Origin of the sequence: Hymenobacter mellowenesis (assembly GCF_030581005.1) — a bacterium.
Taxonomy (GTDB): domain Bacteria; phylum Bacteroidota; class Bacteroidia; order Cytophagales; family Hymenobacteraceae; genus Hymenobacter; species Hymenobacter mellowenesis.
In genome coordinates, this window is sequence record NZ_JAUQSX010000012.1 from 1 (window position 1) to 17,209 (window position 17,209).

Annotated in this window: 12 protein-coding genes, 1 tRNA gene and 1 pseudogene; 2 read left to right on the forward strand and 12 right to left on the reverse strand. The window is 62.5% G+C overall.

Annotation, left to right across the window (positions count from 1 at the left end; all coding sequences use genetic code 11):
• The 5 genes and pseudogenes from Q5H92_RS19955 to Q5H92_RS19970 all read right to left on the reverse strand — a co-directional run.
• On the reverse strand, window positions 1–536 hold a 536-nt coding region (locus Q5H92_RS19955), incomplete at its 3' end, for an FG-GAP repeat domain-containing protein (protein WP_305013320.1).
• Window positions 537–758: 222 nt separating this feature from the next.
• Window positions 759–1,088, reverse strand: a complete 330-nt coding sequence (locus tag Q5H92_RS19960) for a T9SS type A sorting domain-containing protein (RefSeq protein ID WP_305013321.1) — start codon at window positions 1,086–1,088, stop codon at window positions 759–761.
• Window positions 1,089–2,159: pseudogene (locus Q5H92_RS26710) on the reverse strand (FG-GAP repeat domain-containing protein); the annotation flags it as partial.
• A gap of 25 nt (window positions 2,160–2,184) precedes the next feature.
• On the reverse strand, window positions 2,185–3,624 hold the full coding sequence (locus Q5H92_RS19965; protein WP_305013322.1) for a T9SS type A sorting domain-containing protein: 1,440 nt from the start codon (window positions 3,622–3,624) through the stop codon (window positions 2,185–2,187).
• A gap of 203 nt (window positions 3,625–3,827) precedes the next feature.
• Window positions 3,828–5,033, reverse strand: a complete 1,206-nt coding sequence (locus tag Q5H92_RS19970) for a thiolase family protein (protein WP_305013323.1) — start codon at window positions 5,031–5,033, stop codon at window positions 3,828–3,830.
• 89 nt (window positions 5,034–5,122) lie between these two features.
• Here Q5H92_RS19970 and Q5H92_RS19975 point away from each other — a divergent pair, with 89 nt between their 5' ends.
• Window positions 5,123–5,596, forward strand: a complete 474-nt coding sequence (locus Q5H92_RS19975) for a DUF4293 domain-containing protein (RefSeq protein WP_305013324.1) — start codon at window positions 5,123–5,125, stop codon at window positions 5,594–5,596.
• Window positions 5,597–5,684: 88 nt separating this feature from the next.
• Here the strand turns inward: Q5H92_RS19975 and Q5H92_RS19980 are convergent, their stop codons facing one another.
• From Q5H92_RS19980 to Q5H92_RS20000, 5 genes are all read right to left on the reverse strand, one after another.
• Entirely contained in the window at window positions 5,685–6,686 is a 1,002-nt protein-coding gene (locus Q5H92_RS19980; protein WP_305013325.1) for a proline and serine-rich protein 1 family protein, read from the reverse strand.
• Window positions 6,687–6,936: 250 nt separating this feature from the next.
• Complete coding sequence (locus Q5H92_RS19985; protein WP_305013326.1) at window positions 6,937–8,817, reverse strand: CHU_0125 family OmpA-like outer membrane integrity protein; 1,881 nt, start codon at window positions 8,815–8,817, stop codon at window positions 6,937–6,939.
• 141 nt (window positions 8,818–8,958) lie between these two features.
• A complete protein-coding gene (locus Q5H92_RS19990; RefSeq protein ID WP_305013327.1) occupies window positions 8,959–9,471 on the reverse strand; it encodes a hypothetical protein in 513 nt (170 codons plus the stop codon).
• Window positions 9,472–9,602: 131 nt separating this feature from the next.
• Window positions 9,603–10,454, reverse strand: coding sequence for a (Fe-S)-binding protein (locus tag Q5H92_RS19995; protein WP_305013484.1), 852 nt, complete (start codon window positions 10,452–10,454; stop codon window positions 9,603–9,605).
• Window positions 10,455–10,632: 178 nt separating this feature from the next.
• Window positions 10,633–12,036: a 4Fe-4S dicluster domain-containing protein gene (locus tag Q5H92_RS20000; protein ID WP_305013328.1), complete on the reverse strand. Its 1,404-nt coding sequence runs from the start codon at window positions 12,034–12,036 to the stop codon at window positions 10,633–10,635.
• A 171-nt stretch (window positions 12,037–12,207) separates the two neighbouring features.
• On the opposite strand from Q5H92_RS20000, the gene Q5H92_RS20005 reads away from it, so the two are divergent.
• Window positions 12,208–12,280: transfer RNA gene (locus Q5H92_RS20005), tRNA-Phe, on the forward strand.
• Between the two features lie 56 nt (window positions 12,281–12,336).
• Here Q5H92_RS20005 and Q5H92_RS20010 read toward each other — a convergent pair.
• Both Q5H92_RS20010 and Q5H92_RS20015 read right to left on the reverse strand, forming a co-directional pair.
• Window positions 12,337–14,373 (reverse strand): SBBP repeat-containing protein, encoded by a 2,037-nt coding sequence (locus Q5H92_RS20010; RefSeq protein ID WP_305013329.1) that lies wholly within the window; start codon window positions 14,371–14,373, stop codon window positions 12,337–12,339.
• Window positions 14,374–14,610: 237 nt separating this feature from the next.
• A complete protein-coding gene (locus Q5H92_RS20015; RefSeq protein WP_305013330.1) occupies window positions 14,611–17,052 on the reverse strand; it encodes a TonB-dependent receptor in 2,442 nt (813 codons plus the stop codon).
• Window positions 17,053–17,209 lie beyond the last annotated feature (157 nt).

A 17,209-nucleotide genomic window follows, 5' to 3' on the forward strand; every position in this document is an offset into this window, starting at 1 on the left:
GGCGTGAGCAGGTCGGGCTTGCCGTCGCCGTTCACGTCGGCCGTGGCGATACTAAAACTGCTGTTGCTGATAGTGAAGTTGGCCGGGGCGGCAAAGCTAGGCGTGGCTGCGCCCGTCGCCGTGGTGTTGAGCAGCACGCTCGCGTTGCCGGGGAAGTAATTTACCGTGAGTACGTCGGGCTTGCCGTCGCCATTCACGTCGGCCACCGCGATGGCAGAGGGCATGGGGCCAACTAAACTGAACGCGACCTGGGCGGCAAAGCTGGGCGTGGCCGCGCCCGTCGCCGTGGTATTGAGCAGCACGCTCACGCTGCCAGTGCCGCCGTTATTGGCCGTGAGCAGGTCGAGCTTACCGTCGCCGTTCACATCGGCCGCTGCCACGCCCAAGGGGCCTATGCCGACAGCAAAGGATGTCTGGGGGGCAAAGCTGGGGGTTTGGGCCCGCACCGGGCCGGCAGCCAGCAGCCCCAGCCCCAGTGCCACCAGGGGGCGGGCCAGCCGCGCGGGCAGTCCCTGAAAAGAGGAGAAACGTGTCATAGAAAAGGAAGGAAAAGTGGCGCGCGGGAACACCCCCGTGCAATGCCGTAAAGCACGGCGCCCCACCCACACGGCGATATGACACGAAAGTGTCATACGCCGCCCCCCGGTGGCGGCATATGACAGCGACAGCCAGTGCCCAGCCGCCGTGCTCATTAAACAACGAAAAAGCCCCTGCCGGCATTCGACAGGGGCTTTCTACAACACCGAATGATGGTGGGTCTATTGCACCGCCACCCGCTTGGTTAAGGTGCCCGCGCCCGTGCTCAAACGCAGCGAGTACACACCCGGTGCCAGTCCGACCGTTTCCACGGTGAAGCGCGGGCCGGCCACGGCCGGGCGGCGCACCACTTGGCCCAGCGTATTCAGCAGTTCGGCCTGCGTGGCGGCGGTGCCGGCCGGCAGCGTCACGGTGAAGGCGTCGTGGGCAGGGTTGGGCGCGAGGGCGATGGCAGGGGCCATGGGGCGGGCGGTGGCCAGCGGGGTGTAGGTGCCGGTGTTGAGGATGACGGAGACGGAAGCGGCGTTGTAATTGACGGTAATCAAGTCCAATCGTCCATCTCCGTTAACATCGTTTAATGCCACTTCAATAGGGCGAGAACCGGTGCTGAAGTCGGTTCTCGCACCAAAGTTTCCGGTACCCGAATTCAAGAATACGGAGACAGTGCCAGTGATATTGATATTGGATATGATAATGTCTGGATAACCGTCACCGTTGGTGTCACCTAGTGCCACTCCGCGTGGTTGCGTATTCGCGGGGTAGTCTATCTTGGGTGCAAATCCGCCGCTGAACAAGCCAAGCAGTACCGAAATAGAGCTGCTCGACACATTAGCGACAATAATATCCAGCAAGCCATCGCCATTGATATCACCTATTTCTTTTGAGAATGTTTCTGTGCCAACTGTGTAATCGGTCCGAGGCGCAAAGCTACCGCCTGGCAAACCCAGTAGTACCGAAATAGAGTTGCTATCTCGATTGGCCGTAATCAAATCGGCGAGCCCGTCACGGTTTATGTCGCGTAGCGTCACGTCGAACGGGCCAGCTCCTGTATTATAGCTGCTACCGGGTCCAAAGCCGCTGGCACTACCCAGTAATACCAAAACGGTTTGCGAGCTTGTCCCACTGATAAACAAGTCAGGGACATTGTCGCCATTGGCGTCGCCTATCGTTACACCGCTAGGACGAATGGTGACAGGATAGATTACTCTGGGTGCAAAACTACCCCCTGGCTGGCCCAGCAATACCGAGATGTTATTGTCGACGGCACTAGTCGCAACAATGTCTACCCGTCCATCCCCACTCACATCCCCCAATGCGACACCATTGGCTATTGACCCAACAGTATAATCGGTTTTGGGTAAGAAAGTGCCTCCGGCTTGGCCGAGTAACACAGAAACTGTCCCACTGGTCGCGCTGTTAGCTACTACGATATCTGACCGGCCATCACCATTTACGTCTCCCACTGCCATGCCGTAAGGGCTTCTTCCTGTGGCGTAGTCTATCGGCGGACCAAAACTCTGCCCCCACGCCGCCGGCCCAGCCGCGCCCAGCGCCAGCAGCAGCGCCCCGCGCCGGGCGCAGCAGAAGAAACGATTGGTGGTAGAAGTAGAAAGGGGTTTCATGCTGAGAAGGGACTAAAGCAATAAATTAATCAATTACCACCCGCTTGGTGACGACGGCCGCGCCCGTGCGCAGGCGCAGCGAGTACACGCCCGGTGCCAGCCCAGCCGTTTCCACGGTGAAGCGCGGGCCGGCCACGGTCGGGCGGCGCACCACCTGGCCCAGCGTATTCAGCAGTTCGGCCTGCGTGGCGGCAGTGCCGGCCGGCAGCGTCACCGCGAAAGCGTCGTGGGCCGGGTTGGGAAACACGGAAACCTCCGCGGCCGTGGGACGGGCGGTGGCCAGCGGAGTGAAGGTGCCGGTATTGAGGAGCACACCCATTTCGTCGCTGTTGGGCAACGACACCACAATGTCGGGCCGGCCATCGCCGTTCATATCTCCCAGGGCCATGTTGGTTGCCGAGGCGCCCGGAGGCATCGCAAAGGAGCGGACGGCCGCAAAGCCTCCCCCAGCCTGCCCGCAAAGCACGCTCACGGTGCTGGTATAGTAGTTGCCCGTCACAATGTCGAGCCGCCCATCGCCGTTCACGTCGCCCAGAGCCACGCCGCCGGGGCCCGTGCCGGGGCCGGTGGAGAAGCTGCTCATAGCGCCAAAGCCGGTGCCCTGGCCCAACAGCACGCCCACGGTATGAGCCGCGTAATTCGCCGTCACAATGTCGGGCCGGCCATCGCCATCCACGTCGCCTAGGGCCACCCCAATGGGGCTAATAGGGTTACTGCGGATGCCCAGCACGTAGTTCAGGCTGGCAAAGCCGCCACTGGGCTGCGAGAGCAACACCTCCACCATGCCGCCGTTCTGGCTGTTGGCTTGCGCGGTGGCCACGATGTCCAGGCGCCCGTCGTTGTTCAGGTCGCCCAGGACCACCCCAAAGTGGGGCGTGCCGGACATGGGGTACTGCTGCACCGCCGCAAAGCCGCCCCCAGGCAGGGCAAGAAATATCCCAACATTGCTCGTGTTCTGCGACACCGTTACGAAGTCCGTCAGGCCGTCGCCATTGATGTCGCCCAGCGCCACGGCCCGCGCAAAAAAATTGGTGGTATTAATCAGGTAAGTGCGCGGGCCGGCAAAACCACTGGCCTGTCCGGCGAAGACGTAGGCCAGGGAAGTGCTGCCGCCCCCCACGGTCACGATGTCCGGGTAGGCATCGCCCGTCACATCGCCCACGGCCAGCCCATCGGGGTAGCCGCCTGAGCCGGCCGCGTACGCGCGAACGGGCGCGAGCCCGCCGGCCAGGCCCAGCAGCACCCCCACCGAATTGTTGCTCAGCGCCACCACCACGTCGGGCCGGCCGTCCAGGTTCACGTCGTTCAGCGCCATTGCGCCCGGGCGGGAGCTCGCGCCCGTCGGGTAGGTGCTCACCGGCCCAAAGCTTTGGGCCGCGGCCGGGCCGGCCAGCAGCAGCAGCAGGCCAGCCCGGCGGCCACAGCTCAGCAGCCGCCCGGCCATAAAAGCGGAAAGTTGTTTCATAAAGCAGCAATGAGTCGTTTACCCCGGCCCCAGGCGGCCGTGTTGCGCCTCAGCGCGCCAATACCGTGCCAGTGCGTCCGGTCACCGTCGGGCCGCAGCTTTCGCGCCGAAACCACAAAAAATAAGTGGAGCCAAACGCACAACGCCCGCCGTGCACAGCACGGCGGGCGTTGCGGGGCCACGGATTGCCGAGGCCTACATTCCTACAGCTTCTCGTAAATCACGGCTGCGCCCTGGCCCACGCCCACGCACATCACCGCCAAGCCGTAGCGCATGCCCTCGCCGCGGCGGTGCATCTCGTGCAGCAGCGTAGCCGTGATGCGCGCGCCCGAACTGCCCAGCGGGTGGCCCATGGCAATGCTGCCGCCGTTCACGTTCACCTTGGCCATATCCAGGCCCAGCTCGCGTACGCAGGCAATGCTCTGGGCCGCGAAGGCTTCGTTGAGCTCAATGAGGTCGATGTCGGCTATGGTCAGGCCGGCGCGCTCCAGCACCTTGCGCGTGGCCGGAATGGGCCCCAGGCCCATCACCGCCGGGTCGACGCCCGCCACGGCCGAGGCCACCACCCGCGCCATGGGCTTCAGGTTGTAGCGTTTCAGGGCCTCCTCGCTCACCACCAGCACGGCGGCCGCGCCGTCGTTAATACCGGCCGAGTTGCCGGCCGTCACCGTTCCGCCCTCGGGCTGGAAGGCGGGCTTGAGCGTGGCCAGCTTCTCCATAGAGGAAAAGCGGGGCTGCTCATCGGCATCAAACAAAGCCGTGTCGCCCTTGGGCTGCGGAATAAACACGGGCACGATTTCCTTGCGAAAACGGCCTTTTTCCAGCGCCCGGGCATATTTGCGCTGGCTTTCGAAGGCAAAGGCGTCCTGCTCTTCGCGGGTGATGCCGTACTGCTTGGCCACGTTTTCGGCCGTCTGGCCCATGGCGTAGGGGTAGTGCAGCTTGCTCAGCTTGGGGTTCACGAAGCGCCAGCCCAGCGTGGTGTCGTGGGCCGTGAGCTCGCGCCCGAAGGCCGATTCCGACTTGGCCATCACAAACGGCGCGCGCGTCATGCTCTCGGCGCCGCCGGCCAGGTACACGTCGCCCTCGCCGCACTTGATGGCGCGGGCCGCGTCCATGATGCTCTGCAGGCCCGAGGCGCAGAGGCGGTTCACAGTGTTGCCGGGCACGGTGATGGGCAGGCCGGCCAGCAGCGCCGCCATGCGGGCCACGTTGCGGTTGTCCTCGCCGGCTTGGTTGGCGGCGCCAATGATGACGTCCTCCACGGCACTTTTATCAACGGATGGATTGCGGCGCATGAGCTCACGGAGCACGTGGGCGGCCAAATCATCGGGGCGGACGCTGCTCAGAGCGCCGGCAAATTTTCCAATCGGGGTACGCACCGCGTCCACGATATAAGCATTCGGCATTACAGATAACAATAGCGGCGCAAGCGCCGGATGGGACTAAATTTGCGGCCCCGGCACTCGCCCGGACCTGTTTATTTACTACAACAAAGATGATACAAAGAATTCAAAGCGTGTTTTTGCTCTTGCTGGCTTTGGCCATGCTCAGCGTGTTGGCCCTGCCGCTGTGGCACAAAATCGACGGCCTCACCCACCAGGAATTGACCCTGACCGCCTTCGGTTTCCAGGCCGAAGGCTGGCAATTGCCAACCCCCGCCGGTCCCGTGTGGCTCATCGGCGCGCTGGCTGCCGCCTCGGCAGCCGTGGCCGCATTCGAAATTTTCCAGTTCAAAAACCGCGCGAAGCAACTCATGCTGGGTGCCGTCAACCTGCTACTCATCGTGGCCACGCTGGGCGCCATGTTCTACTTCTCCAGCAAAGGCGAGCAACTGCTCAACGTCAAACTCGAAGGCCAGTACCTGCCCGGTTTCTACCTGCCCACCCTGGCTCTTTTGCTCAACCTGCTGGCCAACCGCTTCATCCGTCGCGACGACCAACTGGTGCGCAGCATGGACCGCCTGCGGTAAGCAACTGGTTTTTGTCACCAAAAAGGCCGCTGTCATTCCGACAGCGGCCTTTTTTATTTGTGAATTTTGAATCGGAGTGCCGAAGTCCTCAGCGCTGCTGCTCCTCGCGCACGGCCTGCTCCACGGCCTGGGCTCCCGCTTCGGTTTCGAAGACGTCGTACACGCGGTCGAAATTTTCGGGGTCACTCACGTGCGAGTAAGCGAATTTGGCAAGGTCAATCCGGCAAGCCTCCGAAGTGAGGCCGCGTAGCAGGCGGCTGAGGTCGTCGGCCCGCAGGGCGCGTTGGTTCAGGCCATCTTTGGCCGCGTTCATTTTGCTGACCTCCGTGATACGCTGCTGCATGGTCTGAACCAGCGCATTCACATCGGTGGGAGCCAGGGCGCGGTAGCTGCTGGTAACCGTGCCGGGGTAGGCGCCTCCGTTGTTATTCGGCTGATTGCCGTAGCCGCCGTTGCCGTAGCCGCCATTATTGGGTTGGTTGCCATACCCACCGTTGGCCGGGCCGTTGGGATTGTTGCCGTAGCCGCCGTTGCCACCGCCGTAGGGCGCATTGCCGCCGGGCGTGTTGTAGCCGCCGTTCGGATTAGCATTGGGGTAGCCGTTGTTCGGATAGTTGTCGTTGGGGCTGTTCGGGTACGCTGGCGCAGCGTTGCCGTAGCCGCCTTGGCCGTAAGGCTGTGGGCTATTGTAAGCCCCGCCGTAGCCAGGTCCGTACCCGTTGCCACCCCGGCCCGGGCCGTACATGGCCACTGCGCCCACTTGCTGCAAGCCCAACGGCCGGCCGGGCCGGGCAATCAGCACGTACGACGTTTCGAGGCCCGGCTGCAGAAACAGTTGGCTCCGAAACCGCACCACCCGGCCGTAGCCGGCGGGCACCGTGAAATCGGCCCAGTGCTGGCCCGGCATCAGCTGGTCGACGTGCACCTGCCGGGCGCCGCCACGCGTCACCAGCCGGCCATCGAGTACGAGGTCGAACGGCACGCCCCGCTCCGAAACAAAATTCACGTTAGCCGCTGGCGGCGGATAAGCCAGGGCAGGGGCCACCGCCGAAAACAAGCTGGCAATGGCGAAGAGTAGGGCCTTTTTCATGGCGTTTGCAGAAAAGAGTCCGCCGTAAAGTCGGCAGGTATTTCCTCATTTTCAAAAGGTGTGCCACGAATTAGTAGTGAGAAGCGAGTATTGAGTAGTGAGTAAAAAGAACGGATATGCAGAGCAAAAAAAGGGCGTTGCGCTCGGCAAGACGCCCTTTTTTGCCCCGACGCTTACTCTTCCAAACCCACAAAAAAAGCCCCCGCAACCAAGGCTGCGGGGGCTTCTTAAGCAAAGCAAAATGCTCGGGTTACTTCGCTATTCGCGTCACCTTGAACTCGGTGCGACGGTTGCGCTGGTACTCGGCTTCGGTCTTGGCATTTTTCACCACCGGGCGGGTTTCGCCATAGCCTTTGGCCGTGATGCGGCTCTTGTCGATGCCTTTGCTCACGATGTAGGCCACCGCGGCTTCAGCACGCTGCTGCGAAAGCTTCATGTTGTAAGCGTCCTTGCCGCGCGAGTCGGTGTGCGAGCTCAGCTCGATGCTGATTTTGGGGTTGTCCACCAGCGTCTGCACCAGCGTGTCGAGGCGAATGGCCGCATCCGGACGGATGTTATACTTGTTGTAATCGTAGAAAATGTCCTTAACCTCAATGGGTTTGGCCAGAACGATTTTGTTCAGCGTCAGGGTCACCGGCAGCTGAATGTCATTCGTCAGGTTGGGCAGGGCATCCTGGCTGGGCTTGCGGCCCACGGTGCTCAGCGTGGTGCGGGAGCTGAAGTCACCGGCACGCTCAGCAAAGAAAGCGTAGTTGCTTACCGAGTCCAGCTTCACGCTAAACTTACCGGCGGCGTCGCTGGTCACTTTCTGGGGCTGGCCGTTAGGGCCGGTCACGGTCACGATAGCGCCGGCCACGGGCAGGGTGGTGTTGGCTTTGTCGTCGCGCTCCAGCACGGTACCGTCAGCATAGAAGGTCACCAGCTTGAGCGGCTTCTTCTTGAACATGTACTCGTCGTCGGAGCCTTTGCCACCGGCGCGGTTCGAGCTGAACAGGCCCATGTCACCGGCCATCGGCACGGGGGCGAAATCGTCGCTCACGCTGTTCACGTCGGCGCCGAGGTTCACGGCCTGGCCGCCTTTCACCATGAACAAGTCGAGCTTGCCCAGGCCGGGGCGTCCGTCCGAAGCAAAGTAAAGCGTGCCATCGGGGGCCACGCCGGGGAAGTTCTCGTTGCCGGCGGTGTTGATGCTTTCGCCCAGGTTTTCAGCGGGCGAGAAGCGGCCGTTCGGGCCGAGGGTGGCTTTGTAGAGGTCGTTGCCGCCCTGGCCGCCTTTGCGGGCCGAGGCGAAGTACAGCGTGGTGCCATCCGGCGCGAAGGCGGGCGAGAAGTCGTCGGCCGTGCGGTCGTTGATGTTGGCGAGCACGGGCTCGCTCCACACGCCGCCTTTGTTATACGAAATCCACAAGTCGACGCTCAGGTAGCCTTTTTTGCTGCCGTCGTTCGAGCGCGCGAACACCATCGTCTTGCCGTCGGGGGTATAGGTGGCGCTGGCTTCGTGCTTGTTTTCGGTGTTGAAGGGGCCTTCGAGCTTGCGCACGGCGCCGCCGGTCATGGCCGCGGCGTTGTCAAACTTGATGGCGTAGAGGTCGTTGAAGTTCTCGCCGTTGCCGAGGTACTTCTTGCCCTCGCGGTTCGAGGTGAACACGAAGTCGGAGCCGGCGCCAGCCATCATCGTGCCGCCAAAGTCGGAACCCGCTGAGTTCAGCGCGTCCACCGGCATCACGTCATATTTGTTTTTCATGCCGGCCACCATCTTGCTGGCGGCCACGTTTTTGGCTTCAGTTTCGGCACGGGCGGCCAGGGTGCGGTTGCCGCCGCTGCTGGCGTAGGTCGAGAACTGCGCGGCGGCTTCGTCGTACTTGCCGTTGGCCTTCAGGGCTTCGGCGTAGCGGAAGCCGGCGTCGGCGTTTTTCACCCCGCCATCGAGCGCGGCTTTGTAGAACGGCTCGGCCATCTCCACGCGGTTCGACAGGCGGTAAGCCTCCCCGATGCGGAAGTTGTTGATGGCCGCGTTTTTGCCCTTGGCCACATCGGCCTGATAGAGCGGGATGGCCGTTTCGTACTGGCCCCGAGCAAACTGCTTGTCGGCCTTGCTCATCGCGCCGCTGCTGGCACAACTGTTCAGCATAGCCGTTGAACCAGCCGCAGCGCAGATTAATAATAGTTTCCTCATAGGTGGTGTGGTGGAGGGGTGGTGAGGGAGAAGGAGCCGGAAATATTGCCGACTAGGCATTTTTGGGTTAGCAATAATACTACGTTTAGGTAGGATTCACGCAAGGGACCCTTTTTTTTCTTCCTGACCAAAGTATCGGGCCAGCCAGGTTTGGGCGGCCGGGCGGGGCCAATGAGCGTCCAGTTCGCCCTTGGTAGCCAAGGTGTTATCGAAATAAAAAGTGTCGGGAGCAATGGTGCCAGCAGCCACGGCAGCCTTTATCTCATTGTGTTTCAAGAGTTGCACCTCGCCATCGTGGAGAAAGGCCAGACGCGACTTATCGAGCAGCGCCACCCCAAACCGCTGCTCCAGTTGGCCCACGAAGCGCACCGACGCATCGATGGAGCAACCGCTGGCGCCGGCCACGCCTTCGTCGAGCCCAATCACCAAAAATTGCTGGTGCAATACTTCGGCCGAGGCTAAGAGGCTGCGCCCGTGGCTCGTCCATTCTTCCGAGAAACGCGCCAGGTCGGGCAGGGCCGCCACCACCTCCGGCCCGGTGAGCGGGCGGGCGGCCTGGTAAATCCACACCCGCGCCGTGGGCGGGAGCTGGTCAAAAGCTACGTACATACAGTCAGCAGAACAGGCGGGCCGCTATGTGGCAGCCCGCGCGCTCAAAGGTATCAGGTAAACGGATAAACAGACCTTTCTAGTGTTGGGGTCTGCTCCGCTCGCTGCTAACGCTGCCTGCCGAGAATAAATCAGGCGTTGATGCCCTCGGCGCTGGCCACCAGCTCGGCCAGGTCGAACACCTGCACGTTGGCTTCCTGCTCCTTGTTTTTCACGCCGTCGCTCATCATGGTCATGCAGAAGGGACAGCCCACGGCGATGATGCTGCCCTGCAAATCGTGCGTGCCGGGAGCGGCGGTTTCAGTTTCCACGCCGCCCAGGTTGGCCAAGGCGTCGGCCTTGCCAGCGAGGGTAGCCAGGGCTTCCTCGGTGCGCTCGATGTTGATGTCCTTTTTGCCGGGCTCGGGCTCTTTCCACATCTGGGCGCCGCCCGCGCCGCAACACAGGCCGTTAGCGCGGCTGCGCTTCATCTCCACCAGGTCGGCGTCGAGGGCGGCCAGCACCTCGCGCGGGGCTTCGTAGATGTTGTTGGCGCGGCCCAGGTAGCAGCTGTCGTGGAAGGTAATGCGGCGGCCTTTGAAGCTTTCGCCGCCCGTCACGCCCACCTTGCCCTCGTTGATGAGCTGCTGCAGGTAGGTGCTGTGGTGAATGACTTCGTAATCACCGCCCAGCGCCGGGTACTCGTTTTTGATGGTATTGAAGCAGTGGGGGCAGGCCGTCACGATTTTTTTGATGCCATAGCCATTCAGCGTCGTGATGTTCTGCATGGCCTGCATCTGAAACAGGAACTCGTTGCCAGCGCGCTTGGCGGGGTCGCCGGTGCAGCTTTCTTCCAGGCCCAGCACCGCGTAGTTGGTGCCCACGTGGTCGAGAATGCGCACGAAGGCGCGGGTCACGCGCTTGTACCGGTCATCGAAGGCGCCGGCGCAGCCCACCCAGAACAGAATTTCGGGTGACTCGTTGCGGGCCGCCAAATCGGCCATGACGGGAACGGTAATTTGCTTTTTAGCGGGGGCTTCAGGAGTCATAAGAGAATGGGACGACACGGTTGTCATCCTGAGCGCAGCGAAGGACCTTATCACGTCCGTGCTACAATTGATTTACTAATCCAGACAAAAGCAGCGGTGATAAGATGCTTCCTTCGTCAGCATGACAGACGATTTAGGCGACTGCGGCCTTCGCCGGCTTCTCCGCCGCAAACAAGTCATCGGCCCAGTTGAACCGGTCCGACGGCGAGAAAGCCCACGGTGCGCCGTTATTTTCGATGTTGGAGAACATTACGTTCAGCGAGTTGGGCGCGGCCGACTCTTCCAGCACCAGGAAGCGGCGCATCTCGATGATGCTTTCCAACGGGTTGATGTTCACGGGGCAGCTTTCGACGCAGGCGTTGCAGGTGGTGCAGGCCCAGAGCTCCTCGGGCGTCACCTTGCCGCGCAGCAGCGTGGCGTTGGCCAGGTCGGTGATGGGCTCGTGCTTGGCTTCGGCGCCGTACACGTTGGGGCGGAAGATGAGGGGCGAGTTATACTTTTCCTCCATCCGGTCGCGCGTATCCATGATGATTTTGCGCGGCGAGAGCAGCTTGCCCGTCAGGTTGGCCGGGCACACCGAGGTGCAGCGGCCGCACTCGGTGCAGGAGTAGGCATTCAGCAGGTTGGTCCAGGGCAGGTCGTCCACGTCCTTGGCGCCAAAGGGCGTGGGCGCCAGGGCCGAGCCGTCGGGGGCGGTAGGCGCGGGCGGCACCACGAAACTGGGGTCCATCATGGCCTTCACCTCGTTGGTGATGCTTTCCACGTTCGAGAACTGGCCCTGCGGCACGAGGCGCGAGTACCACACGTTCGGAAACGCCATGATGATGTGGAAGTGCTTCGAGCTGGGCAGGTAGTTGAGAAACAGCAGGATGCCGGTGATGTGAATCCACCAGCCCAGACGCTCCAGCACGTGCAGCGTGCCTTCGCTGCTGGGCAGCAGGCCCACCAGCAGGTTGCTCACGGGGAAAGTGCCGGGCAGGTCCTCGCCGCGCATCTGGTGCAGCTTCAGGTCGGCCGTGTTCATGAAGAACAGTGCCAGCATCAGGGCCACTTCGATGTAGAGAATGATATTAGCGTCGAGCTTGGGCCACATCCGCAGCTCGGGGCCGGTGAAGCGCTTAAGGGGCGGGTTGCTGTTGCGGCGCCACCAGAAGGCGGCCACGGCTACAATCACCAGCGCGGCCAGGATTTCGTTGGTCGCCATCAGCACGTCGTACACCGGCCCGAGGAACTTGAGCGAGCGGTGAAAGCCGAAAATATTGCCGAACAAGCCGTCAATCACAATCTCAATCACCTCGATGTTGATGACCAGAAAGCCCACGTACACCACCAAGTGAAGCAGGGCCGGCGTCATCCGCTTGAACATTTTCTGCTGCCCGAAGGCTACCAGCAGGGTTTTGCGGAAGCGTTCGGCGGAGTGGCCGCTCATGTCACGGTCGCGCCCGACGAGGATGTTGGCGCGGATTTTCCGGACCTGCCACGCGAACAAGCCGAAAGCCGCGACCAGGAGCAGCAGGAAGAGGATAGATTGCAACATGCGGTAAAGGTAAGGCGGGAACGTTTGGGGACGCAAGATAGTCGGCATGCCGAATACTTTTTAGAAAAAGACGCGGCATCCCACACTTTTTTTACTCGGTTTCTTGCGTCATTGTTTTGGATTCGTACCTTTGCGGTCCCCTAAGCAACCTAAAAGGCGCTGCGGGGAAACGGCAACATAGCTCAGTTGGTAGAGCACAGCACTGAAAATGCTGGTGTCGTTGGTTCGATTCCAACTGTTGCCACGAAAAAGCCCGCTCCTGATTTCAGGAGCGGGCTTTTTGCTTTCAGGCGGCAGTCATTATTCCGCTAGCAATACCCGGCCCCGCAGCATGGGGTGCCCTGTCGGAGACAGCATCAGAGAGTATACGCCCGGTGCCAGTCCGCGCACCGACACCCGCACCGTGCTGCCGCTGAACTGTTCCGCACGCACCGTCTGGCCCAGCGCATTGCGCAACTCTAAGCGGGTAATGGCGGTAGGGGCCACGCTCTTAGGCAGGCGCAACTGGAGGCTTTCGTCGGGGTGCACCGGATTGGGCCAGGTTTCGAACGTGGTTGCGGCCGGGGCAGCGGTGGCCAGCACCGTGGGCTGAAAGGCCGTGCCCGAAAGTCCGGTGCCCGCTGCCGTGCGCACACTCACGGGCCCGGCTGTGACGCCCGCAGGCACGACAGCCGTGAGCCGGGTGCTGGACTGCACGGCAAACGATGCGGCTGGCGTGCCATTGAATAGTACCGCCGCCACGCTCACGAAGCCGCTACCGGTGAGCGTTACCGTTTGGCCCGGGGCGCCGCTGCTGGGCGCGAGGCTGCTCACCCGTAGCAGCGGCGCTGTATTGGGCACCAGCGTAGCGTAGCCAGTGGGCAGAACGGTGTTGCCGGCCAGGGCAGTGCTGCCAAATGTGGCGATGGCCGATTTGAAGTTGCCGACGATGCTGGCATTGCCGGTAGCATCCGCCGCAATTGCCGCGGCGTACTCATCGCCCAGCCCTTGGCTGCCCACGGCGCCCAGCCACGCACCGCCGGTGCTGAGGTAGGCCAGAAAGGCATCGGTTGGGTACAGCATCTGGTTGCTGTAGAGAGTGCCGGTGCTGGTATTGGGCAAGCTGAAGGGGCCCAGCCGGGCCACGGCGCTGGAGAAGCTGCCCACTACCTGCAGGCGCCCGGTGCCGTCTAGGGCAATGCCGCGGCCGGCTTCGTTGGAATCGCCGCCGCCGCGCACCGCCCATTGCCACACGCCGGCCGGGCTGAGTTTGGCCACAAATAGCTCGTCGGTGCCGCCGTAGCCGTACATCGGGCCGCCATTGGTGAGGGTGATGGCGCCGAAGGTGGCCGTGGCCCCGCTGAAACGGCCCGTGACGTAGGCATTGCCCACCGCATCGACGGCAATGCCGTAGGCTTCGTCGATGCTGAGGCTGCCGGCGCGTACGGCCCACAGCCAAGTGCCCCCGGCATCGAGCTTAGCTACCAATACATCATCGGCTGAGTAGGTGTTGGCGGGGAGGGCAAAGGGGCCGAACTGGCCCAAAGTGCTTTGCACCAAGCCGGTGATATACACGTTGTTGGCGCCGTCAACGGCAATGTCAAAGCCGACATCCTGGCCGCCCCCGCCACCGCTGCGGGCCCATTGCCAGGTGCCCTGGGCATCGATTTTGGCCACAAACAGTTCGTAAACGCCGGCATTGTTGGGTGAGTTGTTGAGCGTAGTGGTGCCGAAGGTGGTTGTAGCGCCCCCGAAGCCGCCGGTGATGTACACATCGCCCGCCTGGTCGATGGCCAGCTGGTTGGCACCTTCGCTGCCGGTGCCGCCGGCGCGACTGGCCCACAGCCATTGGCCACTGGCATCGAGGCGGGCCACGAATATATCGGCGTTCACCACGGCCGGGTAGCCGCTGTAGGTGGCGTTTAGCGTGAAGGCGCCAAAGGTGGCCGCAGAACTGTAAAAGGCGCCCGTGACGTACACGGCTCCGTTGGCATCGACGGCCACCCCGCCGCCCATGTCCTGCTGGCCGCCGCCTGCCTGCGCCACCCAGAGGTAGTTGCCAGCCCCGTCGAGCTTGGCCACAAACACGTCTTGGTCAGTGGTCTGGGTGCTGGTGAGGGTGAAGGTGCCGAAGCTGACCGTGCCGGCAAAGGTGCCCGTCACGTACGCATAGCCAAAGGAATCGAGGGCGGTGCTGGTGACTTCGCTGCGGCTACCGCTCTGGCAGGTGCCCACCACCATGGCCTGCCCGAAGGCCGGTGCCTGGGCGGCGGCCGGTTGCAATGTCAAAATCAGCAGCCAGACCAGCAGCCCCAGGTAGTGGGATTCCGGCCGGAAAAAGCGTAACAGTAGCAGCATAGAAAGGACCCGTATGTAGCCGGTGGTACTCAAGCGGAGTGCTCAAGCGACTAGCAATATAGAGCAACTGCTGAACTGGGTTTTTATGGTTCTGTATATTATGAGCGTAGAGAAGTGCCTTTTTAAGTTTAAGAAATGGGAGTTTCAGACCTAAGAAGGTATTCGCTCGGCTTAGCATGACAGCTTTCGGGGTTATTAAGCAGTTTAAAAAAACCGCCACCGACAGAATTTATTTCCCTAAAATTCCACAATGAACCCCACCGTGGGCACCACCAGCGCGTCGCTGTCGGGCAGCAGGATGGGGACGGCGTTGCTGCCGTCGGGGCGCAGGGGCTGGCCGTCGGTGGTGGTGTAGGCGGAGTTGTCAGGCAGGCGCTCGAAGGTGTAGGTGGGTACTGAGACGGGCTTGGCCAGCAGCGCATTCTGCACGTCGATGTAGAAGTCGAAGCTCAGGCGGCGCAGGCTGATTTTCTTGTCGAGGCGCAGGTCGAGCTGCTGAAAGGAGCTGAGGCGCCGGGTGTTGAGTTGGGAGTAGTCGAGGATGCCTTGGCCCACGGCCTGGTAGCTGGCGCGACTGGCCACGGCGTCGTAGGGCGTGTAGGGCGCGCCGCCGCCCACGCGGAATTTGGCGCCCAGCTCCCAGCCGCGGCCCAGCTTGTAGCCCAGCAGCGCCGAGCCCAGGAAGCGCGTGTCCCAGGCCGTGGGCCGGTACACGCCATCGGCCCCGTTGAACTCGGAGCGGAAGGCCGTGAGCGACACAATGGCGAAGAGCTTGCCGCTGAGCTTCTGCTGGAAAAACGCCTCGGCGCCGTAGGCGCGGCCCTTGCCGGTGCTCGTGATGGCCTCGTTGCCGATGGCGTTGAAGTCACCGCCCAGGTTGGCCAAGCTGATGCCGTCGCGCACGCTCACGGGGTAGTAGGCGTACTTTTTATAGAAGCCTTCCAGCGTGAGGCGGGTGGCGGCGCCGGGCAGCCATTCCAGCCCCGCCACCGCATGGTCGGAGCGGATGTAGCGGCTGCTCTCGTTCAGGAGCCGGCCGCTGGCGTCGCGGTAGCCCAGGATGGTGCTGGGCGGAATCTTGTAGTATCGGCCCAGGCTGGCGTTTAGGTTCAGCGTCGGCAGCAGGGCGTAGCTCAGCGACACGCGCGGCGAGAGGGTGCGGTCGAGCCGGTAGCCCTCGGTGAGGGCGCTGGTGCCATCGGCCCGCAGGCCGGCCGACACGGTGAGGCGGCTGTCGGCGCCGTAGGTGCGGGTGGCCTGGGCAAAGAGGCCGTAGCGCACGAAATCGAGGGCCGTGACGAAGTTGACCGTCACGGCCGGGCTCACGAGCGCGCCGCTGCCGTCGCGCACTTCGGCCCGGATGCGGTTGCGCAGGTTGTTGTCGTAGTGCACCAACTGGCCCACCACGCCGTAGCTGTACTGCCAGCGGCCCACGCGCTTGTTCACGTCGGCGCGCAGCTTGTTTTCGGTTTCGTGGCTGCGGGCGAAGAGCTTGCGGTAGGCTTCCTGGCCCGCGTAGCCGTACTGGAACTGGTCGGCGGCAGCGTATTGCTGGGTGCGGCTCAGGGCCAGGTTCAGGTAGCCGTTTTGCACGAGGTGGCGCAGGTTCAGGCCCACGGTGTAGTTCCACTGGTTGATGGTGGGGTTGTTGCGCAGGATGAATTCCTTGCTCGGCGAGCTGTTCTTCGGCGGCACAATCTCGAAGTGGTCGATGGCGCCCAGGCCCAGCGTGGTAAGTGTGGTTTTCTCCGACAGCTTCGTGGTGGTTTTGAACTGAAAGTCGTAGAAATCGGGCCGGATGGGCAGGTCAATCAGCTTAAACAGCAGCTGCAAATAGGAGCGCCGGGCCGAGGCCAGAAACGTCGTGTTCTTCGTGAGCGGCCCTTCCAGCGTAGCCGCCACCTCCGTGCCCGAGGTGCGCAGATTGCCCTGAATCCACTCGGCGTTGCCGTCGCGCTGCCGGAACTGCAGCACCGCACTCAGCGCGTTATCGTAGCGCGCCTGGAAGGCCGACGAGCTCAGCGTTACGTCCTCAATAAAGCTGACATTCAGAATGCCGGCCGGGCCGCCCGCGCTGCCCTGGGTGGGAAAGTGGTTGATGACCGGTACCTCAATGCCATCCAGATAATACACGTTTTCGTTCGGCGCGCCGCCCCGGATGATGATGTCGTTGCGGAACCCGGCCGTGCCGCCCGAGCCGCCGCCACCCACGCCGGGCAGGCTCTGCACCACCCGCGAAATGTCGAAGTTGCCGCCCGGGTTGCTCTTGATTTCCTCGGTGGTGAGGCGCTGCACGCTCAGCGGCGTTTCGGCCGTGGCCACGCGGATGGCGCGGTTGGCCGTCACGGTTACTTCGCTCAGCGCCTGCGGGCTTTTGTTGATTTCGAGGTTGAGCGTGTTCACGTTGCCGCTGCTGATGGCCACATCGGCGCGCAGCAGCGGGTCGTAGCCCACGAAGCTGGCGCGCAGGTTGTAGGCCCCGGCTGGCACGCCGCTGAGGCGGTAGCGCCCTTCCGCATCGGTGGCGGTGCCGAAGGTGCTGCCTTCCAGTGTAATGCTCACGCCGGGCAGGGCTTCCTGGGTGGCGCGGTCGCGCACGGTGCCGGCGAGGGTGCCAGGATTTTGGGCGCGGCCGATGAGGGAAAAAAGCAGGAAAAGCAGGAGGGTAGTAATGCGCATGCAACAGCAAGAATCGGAAAAGAAAAATGTTTGACAGTCTGCGTCATCCGGGCATGTTGCGGGTAAAGCGGAACGACGACTAGTAGGAGGCGGTAGAAAATATTTACTGCTGAGGCAATCCGGCGGCGCAAGCAGTGGCGTAGGTGAGGCATCTTTC